This window comes from Methylobacterium sp. CM6247 (assembly GCF_054817925.1).
Genome location: NZ_JBTXKX010000003.1, coordinates 152,672 through 171,032 on the forward strand (window position 1 = coordinate 152,672; position 18,361 = coordinate 171,032).

Annotated in this window: 17 protein-coding genes; 4 read left to right on the forward strand and 13 right to left on the reverse strand. The window is 66.4% G+C overall.

The window, feature by feature from the left end; genetic code table 11:
• The first annotated feature begins 156 nt into the window (after positions 1-156).
• Positions 157-423, forward strand: a complete 267-nt coding sequence (locus tag ACYQOP_RS01550; protein WP_207411517.1) for a hypothetical protein — start codon at positions 157-159, stop codon at positions 421-423.
• Here the strand turns inward: ACYQOP_RS01550 and lpxB are convergent.
• The 9 genes from lpxB to ACYQOP_RS01595 all read right to left on the reverse strand — a co-directional run bounded on the left by lpxB (position 401) and on the right by ACYQOP_RS01595 (position 12,105).
• The gene (gene lpxB / locus ACYQOP_RS01555) at positions 401-1,591 is read right to left on the reverse strand and encodes a lipid-A-disaccharide synthase (protein WP_461220851.1); all 1,191 of its coding nucleotides are present in this window, start codon (positions 1,589-1,591) and stop codon (positions 401-403) included. The genes ACYQOP_RS01550 and lpxB overlap by 23 nt on opposite strands.
• Before the next feature lie 8 nt (positions 1,592-1,599).
• On the reverse strand, positions 1,600-2,484 hold the full coding sequence (locus ACYQOP_RS01560; RefSeq protein ID WP_461220853.1) for an LpxI family protein: 885 nt from the start codon (positions 2,482-2,484) through the stop codon (positions 1,600-1,602).
• A complete protein-coding gene (gene lpxA, locus ACYQOP_RS01565) occupies positions 2,481-3,293 on the reverse strand; it encodes an acyl-ACP--UDP-N-acetylglucosamine O-acyltransferase (RefSeq protein WP_405030586.1) in 813 nt (270 codons plus the stop codon). The genes ACYQOP_RS01560 and lpxA overlap by 4 nt, the downstream gene beginning before the upstream one ends.
• On the reverse strand, positions 3,290-3,745 hold the full coding sequence (gene fabZ / locus ACYQOP_RS01570; protein ID WP_405030585.1) for a 3-hydroxyacyl-ACP dehydratase FabZ: 456 nt from the start codon (positions 3,743-3,745) through the stop codon (positions 3,290-3,292). The genes lpxA and fabZ overlap by 4 nt, the downstream gene beginning before the upstream one ends.
• Before the next feature lie 194 nt (positions 3,746-3,939).
• A complete protein-coding gene (lpxD, locus tag ACYQOP_RS01575; protein WP_207411515.1) occupies positions 3,940-5,004 on the reverse strand; it encodes a UDP-3-O-(3-hydroxymyristoyl)glucosamine N-acyltransferase in 1,065 nt (354 codons plus the stop codon).
• A gap of 47 nt (positions 5,005-5,051) precedes the next feature.
• Positions 5,052-7,637, reverse strand: coding sequence for an outer membrane protein assembly factor BamA (gene bamA / locus ACYQOP_RS01580; RefSeq protein ID WP_461220856.1), 2,586 nt, complete (start codon positions 7,635-7,637; stop codon positions 5,052-5,054).
• Positions 7,638-7,990: 353 nt separating this feature from the next.
• Complete coding sequence (gene rseP / locus ACYQOP_RS01585; protein WP_056431493.1) at positions 7,991-9,151, reverse strand: RIP metalloprotease RseP; 1,161 nt, start codon at positions 9,149-9,151, stop codon at positions 7,991-7,993.
• A 164-nt stretch (positions 9,152-9,315) separates the two neighbouring features.
• On the reverse strand, positions 9,316-10,893 hold the full coding sequence (locus ACYQOP_RS01590; RefSeq protein ID WP_461220859.1) for a DHA2 family efflux MFS transporter permease subunit: 1,578 nt from the start codon (positions 10,891-10,893) through the stop codon (positions 9,316-9,318).
• Positions 10,894-10,902: 9 nt separating this feature from the next.
• Positions 10,903-12,105: an HlyD family secretion protein gene (locus tag ACYQOP_RS01595; RefSeq protein WP_461220861.1), complete on the reverse strand. Its 1,203-nt coding sequence runs from the start codon at positions 12,103-12,105 to the stop codon at positions 10,903-10,905.
• A 122-nt stretch (positions 12,106-12,227) separates the two neighbouring features.
• On the opposite strand from ACYQOP_RS01595, the gene ACYQOP_RS01600 reads away from it, so the two are divergent.
• From ACYQOP_RS01600 to ACYQOP_RS01610, 3 genes are all read left to right on the forward strand, one after another.
• Positions 12,228-12,884, forward strand: a complete 657-nt coding sequence (locus tag ACYQOP_RS01600; RefSeq protein ID WP_207411510.1) for a TetR/AcrR family transcriptional regulator C-terminal domain-containing protein — start codon at positions 12,228-12,230, stop codon at positions 12,882-12,884.
• 90 nt (positions 12,885-12,974) lie between these two features.
• Positions 12,975-14,273: an SDR family oxidoreductase gene (locus tag ACYQOP_RS01605; protein WP_461220862.1), complete on the forward strand. Its 1,299-nt coding sequence runs from the start codon at positions 12,975-12,977 to the stop codon at positions 14,271-14,273.
• Between the two features lie 5 nt (positions 14,274-14,278).
• A complete protein-coding gene (locus ACYQOP_RS01610; RefSeq protein ID WP_461220864.1) occupies positions 14,279-14,758 on the forward strand; it encodes a DUF2269 family protein in 480 nt (159 codons plus the stop codon).
• Between the two features lie 7 nt (positions 14,759-14,765).
• On the opposite strand, the gene dxr is transcribed toward ACYQOP_RS01610, so the two are convergent.
• From dxr to frr, 4 genes are read right to left on the reverse strand one after another with little or no spacing between them, the layout of a single operon-like run.
• Positions 14,766-15,935 carry a 1-deoxy-D-xylulose-5-phosphate reductoisomerase gene (dxr, locus tag ACYQOP_RS01615; protein WP_461220865.1) on the reverse strand — a complete coding sequence of 390 codons (1,170 nt, stop codon included), beginning with the start codon at positions 15,933-15,935 and terminating at the stop codon, positions 14,766-14,768.
• A gap of 13 nt (positions 15,936-15,948) precedes the next feature.
• Positions 15,949-16,815 (reverse strand): phosphatidate cytidylyltransferase, encoded by an 867-nt coding sequence (locus tag ACYQOP_RS01620; protein WP_419951887.1) that lies wholly within the window; start codon positions 16,813-16,815, stop codon positions 15,949-15,951.
• Positions 16,815-17,660, reverse strand: coding sequence for an isoprenyl transferase (locus ACYQOP_RS01625; RefSeq protein WP_056431515.1), 846 nt, complete (start codon positions 17,658-17,660; stop codon positions 16,815-16,817). The genes ACYQOP_RS01620 and ACYQOP_RS01625 overlap by 1 nt, the downstream gene beginning before the upstream one ends.
• A 49-nt stretch (positions 17,661-17,709) precedes the next feature.
• Positions 17,710-18,273, reverse strand: a complete 564-nt coding sequence (frr, locus tag ACYQOP_RS01630; RefSeq protein WP_056431517.1) for a ribosome recycling factor — start codon at positions 18,271-18,273, stop codon at positions 17,710-17,712.
• Between the last annotated feature and the right edge of the window lie 88 nt (positions 18,274-18,361).

Below are 18,361 nucleotides of genomic sequence, written 5' to 3' on the forward strand. Positions count from 1 at the left end.
TCGAGAAGGTCGCGTTCGCGGGGCCTTCGAGATCATCGAAGAGACATGACGGCGGCCTTCGGGTCGCCGTTTTTCGTCGTCAGCATCGTCGGAACGACCGGATGACAGGATCCGGCCCGTCGATCCGGTGAGACATTTCAGGTGCTGAGAGCAGCGATGCGTGCCGTCTTCTTGACGATGAGCTTGTGCCTGCAACTGGCTTTCAGCGGCTTGGCGAAGGCCGAGGATTTCACTGGCTTCTATGCCGGCGTGAATGCAGGCTACGCTTTCGGACGCGAACGAAACGCTACAAGCCCGGACCTGCCCTCCCTGTCATCGTCGCCCAAGGCGGACGAGAGGGCCCTACCGCCCAGCGCCGTCCAAGCCTCCGAGGCGATGAGAAGCGGGCGACCCAAAGCGGCTATGCCGACGACGATCCGCTGACGGGCGGGCGCGCCATCGACAACACGATCCTGGCTGCCTTGCGACTCGGTTCGTCATCGCCGGCCAGACGCATCGCCCCGTCGATGCGCTGAAGCGACCGCACCTGCGCGTCACGAGCCTCGCCGCCCTTGAGAAGCGGGAGCATGGCCTCGCCCAAGCGGCCGGGGGTGCATTCGGCCTGGATGAATTCGGGCATGGCATTCTCGCCGAGGATCAGATTCGGCAACACGATGGTCGGCACCTGGATGAGCCGCCGTGCCACCGCCTCCTCCAGCCGCGAAACTTTATAGGCCACCACCATCGGCACGCCGGCGAGAGCGAGTTCGAGGGTGACCGTGCCCGAAGCCGCCAGAGCGGCACGAGATCGCCGGAAGGCTGCGTATTTCGCCGCCTCCCCATGCACGATGGTCACCGGCCGCGACCAGGACAGGGCCAGGCGCTCGATCATCGCACGATGGCGCGTGACCGCCGGGAGCACGGCATCGATCGGCCCGTAGCGCTGGACGAGCAGATCCAGGGTGGCACCGAAGACTGGCATCAGCCGCTCGATCTCGGAGCGGCGCGAGCCGGGCAGGATCACGAGGGTCGGGGGCGTCCCCTCCCGAGCCGCTGCCTCGTCGGCTTTCGGGCGCAATTCAGCGAGTCGCTCGATGAGCGGATGCCCGACATAGGTGCAGTCCGGGCCGCCGAGCCTGCGATGCGCGTCCGGCTCGAAGGGCAGGAGCGCCATGACGTGGTCGATGAAAGGCCGCATCTTCGCTGCGCGCCAGGGTCTCCACGCCCAGACGCTGGGAGAGACGTAATCGACAATGGGAAGGCTCGGCAGGCGCTTTCGCACCCGTGAGGCCACGGCGTGGGTGAAACCGGGACTGTCGATGATGACGAGAATGTCGGGACGCGATTCGACGATGTCGCGCACGGTCTGCCGAATGCGGCGCAGGAGCGTGCGCAGGCGCGCAGCCACGGGCAGGTAGCCCATCACCGCCACGTCATCGAGGGGAAACAGGGAGACGAAGCCCTGCGCCGCCATGGCCTCGCCACCGACCCCACCGAACGCCACAGGCCCATCGGAGAGGTCCGACAGCGCCCGCATCAGCTTGGCGCCGAGCTGATCGCCGGAATCCTCGCCGGCGACGAGCCAAATTCGTTTGGACGGCGTGGTCGTCATGCCGCGATTCATGCCTCGATCCGCAAACCGATGAGGAACAGTCCCGCGCGGTCGGCCTCGGCCACCGTGGCGTTCCTGTCGATGATGAGGGTGTAACCGGCCTGAATGGCGATACCGGCGCAGCCCGCCGCGGCGGCGGCCTTGACCGTGCGCGGACCGATGGCCGGCAGGTCGACCCGCAGATCCTGGCCCGTCTTGGCGAGTTTGACCAGCACGGTGCCCGGCTGGGCTGAGCCTAATCCGAAGGGCTTGCGGCCGAGGGCGCGCGCACGGGCGAGCATCCGGTCCGTTCCCTCGGGTCCCTCCACCGCGAGCGCCCGTTGCGCCGCCACGACGATGGCCTGGCCGACATCATGGGCGGCCAGCGCCGCGAGAATATTGCAGCCGGTCGCGATGGATGCCTGAGCCGCGAGGTCGGGAGCGAGCCGGCCGAGTTGCCCCTCCGGGCTCAGGAGGTCCGGCGCCACGTCATGGATGCCGACGACGCGGTGGCCGTTATCCTCAAGGAGGACGAGGGCGCCCCGTAGCAACCGGTCGTCCCCTCCCCCCGAGATGGCTCTGAGCGCCTCGCGGTTCCGCAACGCCGCCGCGGCATTGAGGATCGCCGCCGGATTGGGGCGTGAGACTCCGCCCACCGGTATGACGCAGGCCGGCCCCCAGGCCTCCAGGATGGCCAGCGCACCGGCAATGTCGAGGAGATCGACCGTGGCGTCGGCTCGCGCGCGCATCGGACGTTCGGCGAAGCCGCGAATGGCCAGCACCCGAAACGAGCGCCCCGCCCTGTCGAGAGAGTCGGCCACCAGTTCGGGAAGCCGGCCGGCCCCCGCCACCAGAACCAGACGCTCTTCCGGATGCGGATCGAGGAGGGACACCGGCTGGAGAGAGGCGGTCAAGCCGAGCCCGAATTCTCACGCGGGGTGCAGATCGAGCGCTTACCGCCCTCACGGATGAAGGCGATGATCTCCGCCACCGCACGATGCGACTCGAACTCCGCCGCCACGTCCTCGACGCGCTCCATCAAGGTGCCCTCCTGGGCGAAGAGCAGGCGATAGGCCCGGCGCAGGGCATGGATGTCCTCACGCGCGAAACCACGGCGCTGCAGCCCGATGATGTTGAGGCCAGACAGATACGCGCGATTGCCGAGCGCCATGCCGTAAGGGATGCAATCGTTCTCCAGTCCGGAGAGACCGCCAACGAAAGCATGGGCGCCGACCCGCGCGAACTGAATCACCGCGGCGCCGCCACCGAGGATCGCGTGGTCGCCAACAGTGCAATGGCCCGCGAGCATGACGTTATTGGAGAAGACGACACCATCGCCCACACGGCAATCGTGGCCCACATGGGAATTGGCGAGAAAGGTACACTTGTCGCCCACGGTCGTCTCGAGCCCGCCTCCGGCGGTACCGGGATTCATGGTGACGCCTTCACGGATCAGGCAATCGGCGCCGATCGTCAGCGTCGACACCTCGCCGCGAAACTTCAGATCCTGCGGCGGGTGTCCGATGGAGGCGAAGGGATAGAGCTTGGTGCGGGCACCGATGCCGGTTCGCCCAGCCACGACGACATGGCTGATGAGTTCGCAGCCTTCGCCCAGAACCACATCCGGTCCGACATGACAGAAGGGGCCGATGCGGACGCCTTCGCCGATCGTGGCTCCATCCTCGACAACGGAACTCGGATGGATTTCAGCCACGTCGCTCACTCCGTCACCAGCATGGCACCGATCTCGGCTTCCGCCACGAGGGTGTCGCCCACGCGGGCCTCGCCCCGGAACCACCACATGGTCCGGCGCTGGTTCATCTTCGTCATATGATACCGCACCGTGTCACCCGGTACGACCGGCTTGCGGAACTTGCACTTGTCGATGGTCATGAAGAAGACCTGCTTGGCCCGCATGTCATCTGTCTTGATGTGCTGGCAGCAGATGGCGCCAGCGGTCTGGGCCATGCCTTCGATCAGCAGAACACCCGGAAAGACCGGCAGACCGGGAAAATGCCCGGTAAATTGCGGCTCGTTGAACGACACGTTCTTGATGCCGATGCAGGAACGGTCCCCGTCGATCTCGATGATCCGGTCGATCATCAGGAACGGATAGCGATGGGGCAGAAGTTCCAGGATCTTCTGGATGTCGGCCGAGCCCAGATCTTTCGGCATGTCACTCATCGATCGAACAATCCCATGGCGCGCCGGCGCCCCTGACGCCTCGCCTCATCCCCTGAAAAATGGAATGTTGTCTTCGGCATAAACGCCACCCGATGCAAGTCTTGCGGTTGCGAAGTCTTGCGGAGGGATGACGTCGGCGATCCGAGACCGGTCGGCAATCCCATGCGACCGGTCTTGGATCTCTCTCAATCCTTCTGCGGCTCGCTCGTGTCGCGCCCGGACTTCTCCGCGAGCCGGGCCAGGGCCGTGAGCTCACGGAACCAAGTACGCACGGGCTTTGCCGGCGTACCACCCCAGCGGCTTCCGGGCGGGACGTCGCGATTGACGTTCGAGGAACCGGCGATCTGCGAGCCCATGCCGATCCGGAGGTGCCCGACCACGCCGACCTGACCGCCGAGGACCACGTAATCCTCCAGCGTGGTCGAGCCGGAAATGCCGACTCCGGAGACGATGACGCAGTGGCGGCCGATGACCACGTTATGGGCGATCTGGACGAGGTTATCGATCTTGGTCCCCTCCCCGATCGTGGTGTCGCGGCCGGCACCGCGATCGATCGTGGTGTTGGCACCGATCTCGACATCGTCCTGCACGATGACGCGGCCGGTCTGGGGAACCTTGAGGTGCCCGCCCGGCCCCATGGCGAAGCCGAACCCGTCCTGGCCGAGGCGCGCACCAGGATGGAGGATCACGCGGTTGCCGACCAGCGCATAGGCCAGGGTCGCCCCCGCACCGATGGAACAGTCGCGGCCGATGCGGACATTCGGACCGATGACGGCGTTCGGTCCAATGACGGTCCCTGAACCGATTTCAGCACCGGGACCGATCACGGCGCCGGGATCGACGATGACGCCGTCTTCGAGATGCGCCTTTGGATGGACATGGGCGCCCGGTGATACGCCCTCGGTGGCGAATTGCGAAAGCGGCCGCATGGCCTCCGGGTGGAAGCGCGCCAACAGGCCTGCATAGACCCGGTAGGGATCGCGCGTGACGAGCGCCACCGTGGATGCGGGAACCTTGGCCGCGAAGCGCGGCGAGACGAGGCACGCCAGCGCCTTCGTCTGGGCCAGGACATCGCCGTAACGGGCATTGTCCATATAGGCGAGGTCGCTCGGGCCGGCGGTCTCGAGAGGAGACGCGCCGCTGACCATCAGCTGAGAATCCGCTCCCTCGGGGAGCGAAATGCCTGCAGCCCCGGCGATGTCACCGAGGCTGAGGGCCGTGCTGGATGCGAAGAAGATGGGATCAGACATGATGCGACAACGCACGGGCTTCGAGAATGAAGCCCGTGCGTCTTGGCTCAGAAGCGCGAACCGCCGGAGAAGCGGAAGGCCTGGAGCTGATCCTTGCCCACGCGGCCAAGGAAGCTGCCATCGGCGTTGTAGATCTTCTGGCCCTCGTCCTTGGTCAGGGCGTAAGCGTAATCGAAGCGGATCGGACCGAGCGGCGAGTTCCACAGGATGGACGCACCGATCGAGGAGCGGATCGTCATCTTGTCGCGGACGTTCAGGCATTCCGGCTCGACGGTGATCGCTCCGGCACCCAGCGCCGTGTAGGCACAGGCCCCGCCGGGGGCGATGCCGTTGATGATCGCGTCGCCGTTCACGTTGAACTGCGTGCGGCTGTTGTAGCCGAACAGCGTACCGGCGTCGGCGAAGACGGCGCCCTTCAGACCGAGATCACGCGGAATACCGTAGATCGGGAACTGAACTTCGAGCGTACCGCCGAAGTAGGTCGTACCGCCGACAGCGTTCGAACGGGAGTCGGCGCTGCCGACGTCGCGCGGACCGATACCGTTGGGCGCGAAACCGCGAACGAGCGACGGGCCGAGGAAGTACTGATCGGTGATGCGCAGCTTCTCGTCGGTGAGCGGCGAGATGTGGCCGCCCTGGAAGCGGGCGAAACCGACCACGTCCTCGTAGAATTCCTTGTAGTAGCGAACGTCGCCAGCCACGCGGAAGAACTTCGAGTCACCGCCGAGACCGGCGATTTCTGGCTTCAGCTCGGCATAGAGGCCGTTCCGCGGCTGGGCGAGGTTGTCCAGCGTCGAATAGGCAAGCGTCACACCGGCAAGCGAGGTGAGCGTGTTTCCAGTCGAACCCTTCAGAGCAATCGAGGCTTCGCCATTGAAGGCGCAGTTGTTCGGGTAGGAAGCCAGACCACCCGTGTTGAGGCCGGAGACGGGATCGATCGTGCCCGCCGGGTTCACCGCCGTGAAACCGGGGATCGGGTTCGAACAGTCGTTATACGGCCGCTTGGTGCTGTTCGGGATCGTCAACTCGGTGTTGTAGAGCGAGTAGCGCAGCGTGACGCCGAACTCTTCCGTGATCGGCAGGCCGACGCGGATCTGACCGCCATAGACGGTGGTCTCATAGCGCGAGTAGCGGGTCAGATCGCTGTACTTGTAGAAGGCGTCGAAGCCGGCGGCGAGACGGTAGCCGAGGAAGTATGGCTCGGTGAACGAGAAATCGACGCCGCGCGAGTACTGGCCGCCGGTGCCGGCGACACGAACGTACTGACCACGACCGAGGAAGTTCGACTCGGAGACCGAGACTTCGCCGATGATGCCGTCCTGGGTGGAGTAGCCGCCTGCCACCGAGAACGAACCCGTGGGCTGATCCTCGACATCGATGTTGATGATCACGCGGTCGGCGGAAGAGCCCGGCTCGTTGGAGAATCGGACCTTCTTGAAGAAGCCGAGGCCGTTGAGGCGACGCTCGGCACGATCGGTCAGGACGCGGTTATAGGCGTCGCCCTCGGTGATATCGAGCTCGCGGCGGATGACATAGTCGCGGGTACGAGTGTTGCCGCGGATGTTGATGCGCTCGACATAGACGCGCGGGCCGTCTTCGACGACGAAGCCGAGCGCCACGGTGTGGGTGGCGCGGTCGCGCTGGCCGGTCGGGCGAACCTGGGCGAAGGGGAAGCCCTGGCGGGCAACCTGGTTGGTCACGCCGGAGAGAGTCTTCTCCACATCCTCGGCATTGTAGACGTCGCCCACGGCAGCGCGGACCTCGCCGTCGAGGATCTGGGTGTCGACACCCGGCAGACGCGAATCGATGGCCACCGCGCCGACGGTGTATTGCTGGCCCTCATCCACCGTCACGGTGATGACCCAGCCGGCATCGCCTTCGCCTTCGACGTAGCGCGCATCGGCATTCACCACGCGGAAGTCGGCATAGCCGTTCTTCAGGTAATAGCGGCGCACGAGGTCGAGATCGTTGGTGATCCGGTCGGGATCATAGACGTCGGATGTCTTGATGAACGAGAGGAAGTTCATCTCCGACGAGCTCATCAGCTCGCGCAGCTTGCTCTCGGAATAAGCGCTGTTCCCGACGAAGTTGATCGCCTTGATGCCGGTCTTGTCGCCTTCCTCGATCACGTAGATCAGGTCGATACGGCCATTCGGCAGATCGACGGTGCGGAAGCTGACCTTGGCGGTGCCACGGCCGGCGCGGCGGTAGATTTCGCGGATGCGCTGAAGATCGGCCTGGACGATGCCCTCGCTGAAACCGCCGCGGGCCTTCGCCTCGACCTCGGCTTCGAGCGTCCCCTTCTCGACCTTCTTGTTCCCCTCGAACACGACCCGGTTGATCAGGTTGTTCTCGCGAACCGTCACCACCGTCCCGGCGCCGCTGCGCGAGACCTTGACGTCGGAGAACATGCCGCTCGCCAGCAGGTTGCGGCGGGCCTCTTCGGGAGATCCGGAGGCCGTACCGGTCACGTAGGACCGGATCGTGTCGGCATCGACGCGCTTGTTACCCTGGACGACGATCTGCTGCGCCTGAGCCGTGCCGCCCAGAACCAGCCCTGCGGCCGCGGCAGCGACTAGGACGATGGTCCGTTCGGCCGACTTACGCCGGCGCTTCCCCGTCATCGACATCATGTAATCGCCCGTCTCTATTTATTAACAGTCCGGGTTTGCACCCGCAGACAGGCGGTCGTTATCCGACCGTCCCGTCACCTGGTCCCAAGCTCAGCTTCTACCGAGTTTCCCGAGCGAAGCAAACGCTCGGACCTGGGCTGTAGGGGGGATTTTGGGGAGACGTGGCCTTCCGGTCACTTAACGGTTCCCGTTCATCGCTCGATAAGGTGAATCAATCGTCAATTTGCAGCAAAAAGCCCGCTCCGGTGACCGGGCGGGCTTTTCGAATATCGAGTGCAATCAATATGTTGTGGAGAAATCCACAACCTTGCGAGAGGCCTGCTCCGAGCGGCCGCCGAGACGGCGTCGTCCGGTCAGGAGCCCCGGCCGGACCAGGACGCACCGAGGTTCAGGATATCGTTCCAGGCGGCGAACAGCATGAGGAACAGGACCAGTGCGAGCCCGATCCGGAACCCGATCTCCTGGGTCTTCTCGCTCAGCGGGCGGCCGCGAACGGCCTCGAACGCGTAGAACAACAGGTGCCCGCCATCGAGGAGGGGAACCGGAAAAAGGTTAAGCAGGCCGATCGAGACGGAGAGAAGCGCCACGAGGCCGATGAGCCCCCCGACGCCACCGACCTTGGCGACCTCGCCCGAGACGCGCGCGATCCCGATTGGACCGGAGAGCTGATCGGCGGATTCGCGGCCCGTCACCAGCTTGCCGAGGTAGTTCATCGTGCGGTCGACGACGAAATAGGTCTCCGACACGCCGAGCCCGAGGGATTGGAACAGGCCGTAATGCCGAACCTGGGCATCGGCACCGTTCGGCCCCTTGATGCCGAGGCGGCCGAGGCGATGCTTACCGAACGGGGTCCGCTCTTCCACCGCGTCGGGCACGGCGGTCAGGGTCTTGGTCTCGCCGCCGCGATCCACGGTGACGGCGAGGCTGGCGCCGGCGCTTCCGGAAACGGTGCGCTGCATGTCGAGAAAGTTGGTGACACTCGCCCCGTCGATGGACGTGACCACGTCGCCGGGCTGGAATCCGGCACGCTCCGCGGCGCTGCCTGGCATTACGCCATCGATGCGCGGCGGAAGCTCGTAGCGACCGACGAAGTAAATCGCCCCGGCGAAAAGCGCGATGGCGAGGAGGAAGTTGGCGATGGGGCCGGCAGCCACGATCGCCGCCCGCTTACCCAGGCTCTGCGTGGGAAAGCTCGTCGCACGCTCCTGGGGCGTCATCCGCGCCAGGGCGGCGGGATCGGCCACGCTGGCGCCATTGGCGTCGCCATGAAACTTGACGTAGCCGCCTAGCGGGATCGCCGACACCTTCCAGCGTGTGCCGTGCCGGTCGTTGAAGCCGAAGAGCTCGGGACCGAAGCCGATGGAGAAGGCGTGAACGCCGACGCCGCACCAGCGACCGACGAGGAAATGGCCCATCTCGTGGACGAAGACCACGATGCTGAGCACGATGACGAAGGGGATCACCGACCCGAAGAAGCCGGAGGCGGTTCCCCCCATCGAAGCTAGAAAGTCCATTCGTCGATCCTCAGGGCCTCGCGAGGGGCCAACACACGTCCATAGCAGATCGGATCGCGGACGAGCGAACGCAAACCGGGCGGGGCCGGTGAGATCGTCGCATGCGGCTCTCCCGTCCCCGCTTTCCTCGGTGGACGGTTAAGGGCCGGGCGATGACGACCGCATCAATGCCCGCCTCCCGCTGGCGCGGCGGCACGCGGCCGGCGGATCAACGGGGTCGCGCAGGCCATGGCGAGGAAAAGGAAGGTCAGAACCAGGAAGACGTCGGTGAAGCCCATCACCAGCCCCTGCATCCGCACCGTGTTCATCATCGTCTTGAGGGCCATGGCGTTGCCGTCGAGGCCCAGCGCATCGAACTGCCGGCGGGTCATGTCGAGCCGTTCCAGCACGGAATTGTTCGTCCAGGTGAAGCGTTCGTGTAGCCGGGCGAGGTGCAGATCCCATCGGTCGTTCAACACGGTGTTGATGAGGGCGAGGCCCACCGCCCCGCCGAGGTTGCGGGTGAGGTTGTAGAGCCCGGACGCGTTCTTCATCCGCGCAGGCGGAAGCGTGCCGAGCGCGATGTTGTTGATCGGGATCATGCATAGCATCAGCGAGCAGCCGCGCAGGACCTGCGGCAGCAGCAATTCCCAGAAATCCCAGTCCTTGGTCAGCCCGGTGACGATCCAGGTGCCGGCGGCGAAGCCGGTGAAGCCGATCCCCATCAGGATGCGCGGATCGACCTTGCCCGAGAACCGGCCGGCGATGGGCGCGGTGGCGAACATGCACAGACCGGAGACGAACATCGTCTCACCGATCTGCAAGGCGGAGTAGCCGCGCACGCGTCCGAGATAGACGGGGTAGAGATAGGTCAGGCCATAGAGCCCGATGCCGAGGACGAAGCTGAAGATGCAGCCCGCCGCGAAGTTGCGGTCGGAGAAGGCGCGCAGGTCGACGATGGGCTCAGCCGCCGTGAGCGCGCGCCAGAAGAAGGCGATACCGCCGGCGACGCAGGTGATGGCGCAGGCGAAGACCGCCTCGTCCTGGAGCCAATCGTGATTCGGTCCCTCCTCCAGCACGTATTCGAGGCAGCCGAGGAAGGCGGCCATGAAGGCGAGACCGAACCAGTCGAAGCGCTTGAACAGGTCGAGGTTGGGCTCGTCGAAATCCACGAGCAGATAGGTCGAGACGGTGACGACGATGCCCGGCACCACGTTGATGAGAAACAGCCAGTGCCAGTCGAACGCATCCGTCAGGTAGCCGCCCACCGTCGGACCGATCGTAGGGGCGAGCGTCGCCACAAGGCCGATCATCGGTGAGACGATGGGACGCTTGGAGGGCGGGAAGATCGTGAAGGCCGAGGCGAAGACGGTGGGGATCATGCCGCCGCCGATGAAGCCTTGCAGCGCGCGCCACAGGATCATCTCGTTGATCGAGGTCGAGGTCGCGCACATCAGGCTCATCAGGGTGAAGCCGCCGGCCGAGACCACGAACATCCACCGGGTCGAGATCACCCGCGACAGGAAGCCCGACAGGGGAATCGCGATGACCTCGGCGATGAGGTAGCTGGTCTGGACCCAGGGGATCTCGTCTCCCGAGGCCGAGAGCCCGGCCTGGATCTCGGCCAACGATGCCGAGACGATCTGGATGTCCAGGATGGCCATGAACATCCCGAACACCATGCAGACGAAGGCCACCATGCGGCGGCGATCGAGGGGCGGCTCGGCGGCGGGTGCGGGCGCGATGGTGGCGGTATCGGCCATGATCGGCCCCTAATGCCGCCACGCCGTGCGGACGGGTTCGTCCTCGCCACGGGTATCGACGCGCACGGTGACGGAGAGGCCGGGACGCAGGAGCCCTTCCCGCGCCACGTCCGCCGGCACATGGATGCGCACCGGTAGGCGTTGCACGATCTTGGTGAAGTTGCCGGTGGCGTTGTCGGGCGGCAGCAGGCTGAAGACGGAGCCCGAGGCCGGGGATAGCGATTCGACCTCGCCGACGATGTCACGGCCCGGATAGGCATCCACCGCGATGTGGACCTGCTGGCCGGCATGCATCCGCTCGACCTGCGTCTCCTTGAAGTTCGCGTCGACCCGCACGCTCTCCAGGGGGACCAGGGCGGCGATGCGCGAGCCCGGCGCAACATAGGCGCCCGCCTCCACCGCCTTGTTGCCGACGACACCGTCGAAGGGCGCATGGATCACCGTGAAGGCGAGGTCGCGGTCGGCCCTGTCCTCGGCGGTCCTCAACTCGGCTGCGAGCCCTTCCGCCTCCCGGCCCTGAGCTCGCAGGACCTCGACATTGGCCTTCATCATGGCGAGGTTCGCCTCGGCTCCTTTCACCGTGGCCTCGGTGCGGTTGCGATCGGCCAGGGCCTGCTCGATCCGCGATTTGGCGACGAAATCGACCTTCTCCAGCTGCTGCTGCCGGGCGTAATCGGCGGCGGCGCGGATGGAATCGGCCTTGGCCGCATCGATCTGCGCCGCGCTCTGGAGGAGCTGCGCCTGTGCGGCCTCCACCTGCCGGCCGATGCGGGCGATGGTAGCCTGCTGAGTCAGGAGCTTGTCATGCGCGGCTTGGGCGGCGAGGCGATAATCGCCGTCGTCGAGGCGGGCGATCACGTCGCCCTTCCGCATCGCCTGCCCGTTCTTTACCGGAACCGCGGCGAGGTAGCCGGGAACCTTGGCCGCCAGGATCGAGATGTCGGCCTGGACGTAGGCATCGTCGGTGGAGACGAAGAAGCGCCCGACTGTCCACCATTCGTAGCCCTTGTAGCCGCCGCCCGCGAGCGCGAGCGTGAGCACGGTCAGTATCATGGCCTTGCGGAGCAACCGCGGCTTCGGCGGCGTTGCCACCGTGGCGGCGACCGGCACCGGGGAATGCGCAACGACCGAAGTCGCCAGTGGTGCTGCGTCGTTCCGCTGCTCACCGCTGCCAGGGGCGGCAGGATGACTGCCTTCGTCACGGAGAGACATGGTCTGGTCCCAGGATCAACGAATTGACCGAACCGTTCGGTCATTATCGGCATCAGGTTGACCGACGCCGCGAGTTTCCCTTAGGTATGATGACTGAACGGTTCGGTCAATTGGGGTGAGCGGTGAGTGCAGTCCAGGCAGAGCGCCCGACGGTCGAGAAGGCGAGCACCCGCTCCGCGCCGGAGACGGATAAACGTCGGCAGATCCTCGACGGCGCACGCTCGGTCTTCATGGCCTCTGGTTTCGACGGTGCCAGCATGGGCGAGATCGCGAAGGCGGCCAGCGTCTCGAAAGGCACGCTCTACGTCTATTTCGACAGCAAGGAGGCTCTGTTCGAGGCCCTGACGCTGGAGGAAAAGCGCTGCCTCGCCGAGGCTCTGTTCCAGTTCGATGCCGACGATCCGGATGTACGCGGCGCGCTCACCCGCCTGGGGCAGAGCTACCTCGTCCACATGATACGCCCGGACCACGTGGCGATCATCCGCATGGTGATCGGCGCGACAGAGAAGTTTCCACGCTTCGGCCAGGCCTTCTACGAAGCGGGACCGGCGCAGGGCGTCGCGAGGCTCACCGCCTATCTCGACCGTCATGTCGCGGCGGGCCGCCTGCGCCGCGCCGATACGGAACTCGCGGCCAAGCACTTCCTGCATCTGTGCCAGGCGGGCTTACTCACGCGGCTGCTCTTCGCGGCGGGCGGTCCGGTGACCGAAGCCGAAATCGGGACCCGCGTGACCGAAGCCATCCGTGTGTTCTTCGCGGCCTATGGACCCGAGGATTGACGACCCGCCGCATGACGAGAGGTCACGCTTGATTCAGGCGATCCGGGCAAGGTCGGCCCGCGACGCGACCGGAACGGCAGGTCACCCCTTATGCGAATCCTGGTTCTCGGAGGCTACGGCCTCATCGGCTCGGCCGTGGTCTCCCGCTGCCTCGCCGCCGGGCATGCGGTAACGGGTCTCGGGCGAGACGTCCGGGCGGCGCGCCTGCACCGTCCCGAAGCAGATTGGATCGAGCACGACATCGCCCGGCTCGTCGCGCCGGAGGATTGGAGCGACACGCTGCGGGGCATCGATGCCGTGGTGAATTGCGCGGGCGCCCTGCAGGACGGCCCGCGCGACGATGTCCGCGCTCTTCAGGCGACCGCCATGTGCGCCCTGTTTGCCCGTTGCCATCAGCTGGGCACCGTGCGCGTCGTCCAGGTCTCGGCGGCGGGAGCCGCTCTGAACGCCGCCACCGAATTCATGCGCAGCAAGGCGGAAGCCGATTCGAACCTGGCCTCCCTTGATCTCGATTGGGTGATCCTGAGACCGGGACTGGTCCTGTCGCCAATCTCGTACGGGGCGACCGGTCTCATCCGTGCGTTGGCATCGCTCCCGGTCGCCTTCACCGGCATGTCCGATCTGCAGCCGATCCAGACCGTCCATGTGGACGATGTGGCGGAGGCGGTCCTGCTAGCGGTAGAGGGCCGGATCGGTCCGCGCGCGAGCTACGACCTCGTCGAAGAGCGGAGCCACTCCCTCGCGGAGATCGTCGCGGCCTTTCGCGCCCGGCTCGGACGCCCCACCGCCGCATTCGCATTGCCGATGCCCTCCCCGCTCCTTCGCCTCGGGTTCCGCATCGGGGACCTCGTCGGCCGTCTCGGCTGGCGGACGCCCATCCGCACCACGGCGTTGATCCAGATCGAGGCCGGCGTGACCGGAGACCCGACCGCCTGGATGCAGGTCACCGGAGCTCCGCTTTCCTCGCTGTCGGACAGCCTTCGCCGGATGCCATTTGGCGTGCAGGAACGCTGGTTCGGCCGGCTCTGGCTGCTGAAGCCGGCCATCCTCGCCACGCTTTCGCTGTTCTGGCTGCTCTCGGGGTTGATCGCCCTGACGCATCTCGACGCCGCGATGGCGGCGATGACCGCCCACGGCATCGATGCGGCGACCGCGCGTGTCACGGTGCTCGCCGGCATCCTCGTCGACCTGGCGCTGGGGGGAGCGATCCTTGTCAGGCGCACCATGCCGCTCGCCGCCCTCGGCATGGTGGCGATGACTGGAGTCTACCTCTTCTTCGGCTCGGCCATCGCCGCCGGCCTCTGGCTCGATCCCCTAGGCGCCTATCTCAAGACCCTGCCCGGGGCGATGCTGGCCCTCGTGGCCTATGCGCTGGCCGACGAGCGCTGACCCCGATGGAGTACGTCGATCTCCTGCGCTGGCTGCACGTCATCGGCGCGACGATCCTGCTCGGCACCGGAACCGGCATCGCCTTCTTCATGACGATGGCGCATCGCACGAGGCGGCCCGACCTGATCGCCCATGTGGCGGGGACGGTGGTCATCGCCGACATGCTCTTCACGGCGACAGCCGCGGTGATCCAACCGGTGACGGGCTGGCTCCTGGCGCGCGCGGTGGGCTGGCCCCTCTCGGAGGGATGGATCGCCCTGTCGTTGATTCTCTACGTCGTCATCGGCTTGTTCTGGCTGCCGGTGGTCAGAATCCAGATGATCCTGCGCGACCTCGCCATGGCTGCGGCCCGATCGGGGATACCCCTCCCACCGCGCTACCATGCTCTCTACCGGATCTGGTTCGCCTGCGGTTTTCCAGCCTTCGCCGCCATGCTCGGCATCGTGTGGCTGATGACGGCGAAACCGCGATTCGCCCTGTTCTGAGCGGACCTCAGGCGGCCGATGGCAGCGACTTGGCGCTCCAGGCGCGGACATGGGCGTCGATGGCCAGAGCCTCGTCCACGTCGGCCGGCGCGCTGCGATACTCGGGGGCGAAATGCTCGCAGGCGCGCTCCACCAGTTCGGCGATCCCGTAGAAGCCGATCTCGCCGCGGATGAAGGCGGCCACCGCGATCTCGTTGGCGGCGTTCATCACCGTCGGCGCGGCGCCGCCCTCCGCGAGCGCGGCGCGGGCGATGCGCAGGCAGGGGAAGCGCGCCTCGTCCGCCGCCTCGAAGGTGAGGCTACCGACGGCGGCGAGATCGAGGGAGCGTCCCCGCTCGATGGTCAGGCGGTCGCCGAGGCCGAGACAATGGGCGATGGGAACGCGCATGTCCGGCATGGCGAGGCCCGCCGTCACGGCGCCGTCGCGCCAGGTGATGAGGCCGTGCACGATCGATTGCGGATGCACGATCACGTCGAGGCGCTCGGCCTCGATCGCGAACAGGTGATGCGCCTCGATGAGTTCGAGGCCCTTGTTCATCAGCGAGGCCGAATCGATGTTGATCTTCATTCCCATCGACCAGGTCGGATGAGCCGCCGCCTCGGTGGGCGAAGCCGCGGCGATGCGTTCCTTCGTCCAAGTGCGGAACGGGCCGCCGGAAGCGGTGATGGTCATCTTGGTCACGTCCGAGACGCGACCGTCCCCGAGCGCCTGGGCCAGGGCGTTGTGCTCGGAATCGACCGGCAGCAGCGTCGCCTTGAACCGCGCGGCATCGCGCATGAAGGCGTCGCCGGCGCAGACGAGGCTCTCCTTGTTGGCAAGGGCGACGGTACGGCCGAGGCGCAAGGCCGCATGGGTGGGGCGCAGCCCCGCCGCACCGCTCACCGCCGCCACGACGATATCGGCGTCACGGGCCACGGCTTCGAGGACGGCGCTGTCGCCTGCCCCGTTGGCGATGCCGGTGCCGGACAGCGCCTCGCGCAGGGCGGGTCCCTGGCTCTCGTCGGCGAGCGCGGCGAAATCCGCGCCGATCTCACGGGCGAGCTTTGCCAAAGCGGCGGCATCGCGGCCACCGACGAGGGCGCCTATCCGGAAGCGCTTGGGATGCTGCGCCAGCAGGTCGGTGGTGGAACGACCGATGGACCCGGTGGCGCCGAGGATGGTGACGGTATGGGTCAACGGATCGATTCCTTCAGACCACCGCCAAGCGGTGGGCAACGAGATAAAGGCCGGCGAGCACCGCCACGGCGAAGAAGCCGTCGAGCCGATCCATGACACCGCCATGGCCCGGGATCGAACGGCCCGAATCCTTCACGCCGTAATGCCGCTTGAGCCCCGATTCGGCGAGGTCGCCGGCCTGGCTCAGGATGGACGCGAGGGCGCTGGTAATGGCGACCGCGACGAGGGGTGCGTTCGCCAGACTGCTCCACCCCTGCGAGCGCGCGGCCATCACCAGCAGGGTGCCGGCGGCGATGCCCGCCGCGAGACCGCCGAGTGAGCCGGACCACGTCTTCTTGGGGCTCACCGAAGGCATCAGCTTCGGCCCGCCGAAAGTACGGCCTGTGATGTAGGCGACGATGTCGGTGGACCAGACCACGGCGAACATCCAGGCCGGCCCGAAAATGCCGATGGCCGGGTCGTCACGCAAAGCCGGGGGTACCAGGGCCAGCACCGCGGCACTGAGAAAGCCGATCACGACGCGGCCCCGTCCGCCCGAATCCCGGACGATCACGACCAGCGAGACGAGGGTCAGAACCGCGACCGCGAGCCAGACCAGTGCCGGAGCATCCAGGCGCAGGCAGAGGGCGAGGGCGAACAGCCCCAGGCCCGTAATCGCAACGGTAGGCCTGAGCGGCGCGATCCGGCTGATTGTGATCCATTCGCCCGCGAAGACGATGCCGGCGATGAGCCAGATGGCGGCGAAGGCCCAGCCGCCGAGGAACAGCGTGGTCAGCACGATGGTCGCCAGTACGATGGCGGACGCCGTTCGAAGCTGGAATTCGCGGCCGCCCAGGGGGCCGCGCCTCGGCGCGGATGCCGCGTCGCCGGGTGAGGCCATCACCCGGCCTTGCCGCTGAGGCCACCGAAGCGGCGATCGCGGCGATGATACTCATCGATGGCCGCATGGAAGCAGGCGTGATCGAAATCCGGCCAGAATTCCGGCACGATCACGTATTCGGCGTAGGCCGTCTGCCATGTGAGGAAGTTCGACAAACGCTGCTCGCCCGAGGTCCGGATGACGAGGTCGGGATCGGGGATGCCGGTGGTATCGAGGGCTTGAGCGATGGCCTCGAGGCCAATTTCTGCGGGGCTCATCCGCCCGTCGGCCACCGCCTGGGCCAGGGTCCGGACCGCCCGCAGGATCTCCTGGCGCCCGCCGTAATTGAAGGCGATCACCAAAGTGAGGCCGGTATTGCCGCGGGTCCGCGACTCGGCCTCGTCGAGCAGCGCGGCGATATCGGTGCTCAGGCCTTCGCGGGCGCCGATAATCTTGACGCGCACGTTGTTGCCGTGGAGCTCGGCGAGGTCGCGGCGCACGAACAGCTTCAGCAGGCCCATGAGATCGGCGATTTCGGCCGGCGGCCGGCGCCAGTTCTCGGAGGAGAAGCTGTAGATCGTCAGATAGGAGACGCCGAGTTCGATCGCGGAGCGGACCGCGCGGCGCACCGCCTCGACGCCGCGGCGATGCCCCTCCACCCGCGGAAGACCACGGCGCGCAGCCCAGCGGCCGTTGCCATCCATGATGATGGCGACATGAGCCGGCGCCGCCGGACGGGTGACGGGAGACGGGCCTGACCCCGAAGTCTCGGTATCGCGCGAGGCGAGGCCGACCGCGACGCTGGCGGTGTCCCTATCCCCGGCCGCAGATACCTCGATCTGACGCGCGCCCTCTGAGCGACCCAACGCGCTTCTCCCCGTCCCCGATTCCGTCGATTCCATACCAGTCCACAACTTAGACCTGCATGATTTCCTTTTCCTTGGAAGCGAGAACGCCGTCGATGTCGGCGATGTGCTGGTCGGTCACCTTCTGCACTTCGGTGGCCTGACGCTTCTCGTCGTCCTCGCTGATGGCGCTTTCCTTCTCGAGCTTCTTGAGATGATCGAGCGCATCGCGGCGGACGTGGCGGACCGCGACGCGGGCCTCCTCGGTATATTTGTGAGCGACCTTGACCATTTCCTTGCGGCGCTGCTCGTTCATCTCCGGAACGCGCAGGCGGATGGTCTGACCCTCGGTCTGAGGGTTCAGGCCGAGATCGGATTCACGAATCGCCTTCTCCACGGCGGCGACCATGCTGCGGTCCCAGACCGAGATCGACAGGAGGCGCGGCTCGGGCACGCTCACCGTGGCGACCTGGGCCATCGGCATGGACGACCCATAGGCATCGACATTGATCGGGTCGAGAATGCTCGGGGTCGCGCGTCCGGTGCGCAGGGAACCGAGATCCTTCGACAGCGCGCTGACGGCGCCCTGCATCCGGCGCTTGATATCGTTCAGGTCGAACTCTGGGGTCGCCATACTGTGTGTCCCGACGAGAATGAGAGAAAAGGCCTTGGGCCGCCGGGGCCCGTGCGTGCGGCCTCAATGAACCAAAATCCGACAGGTC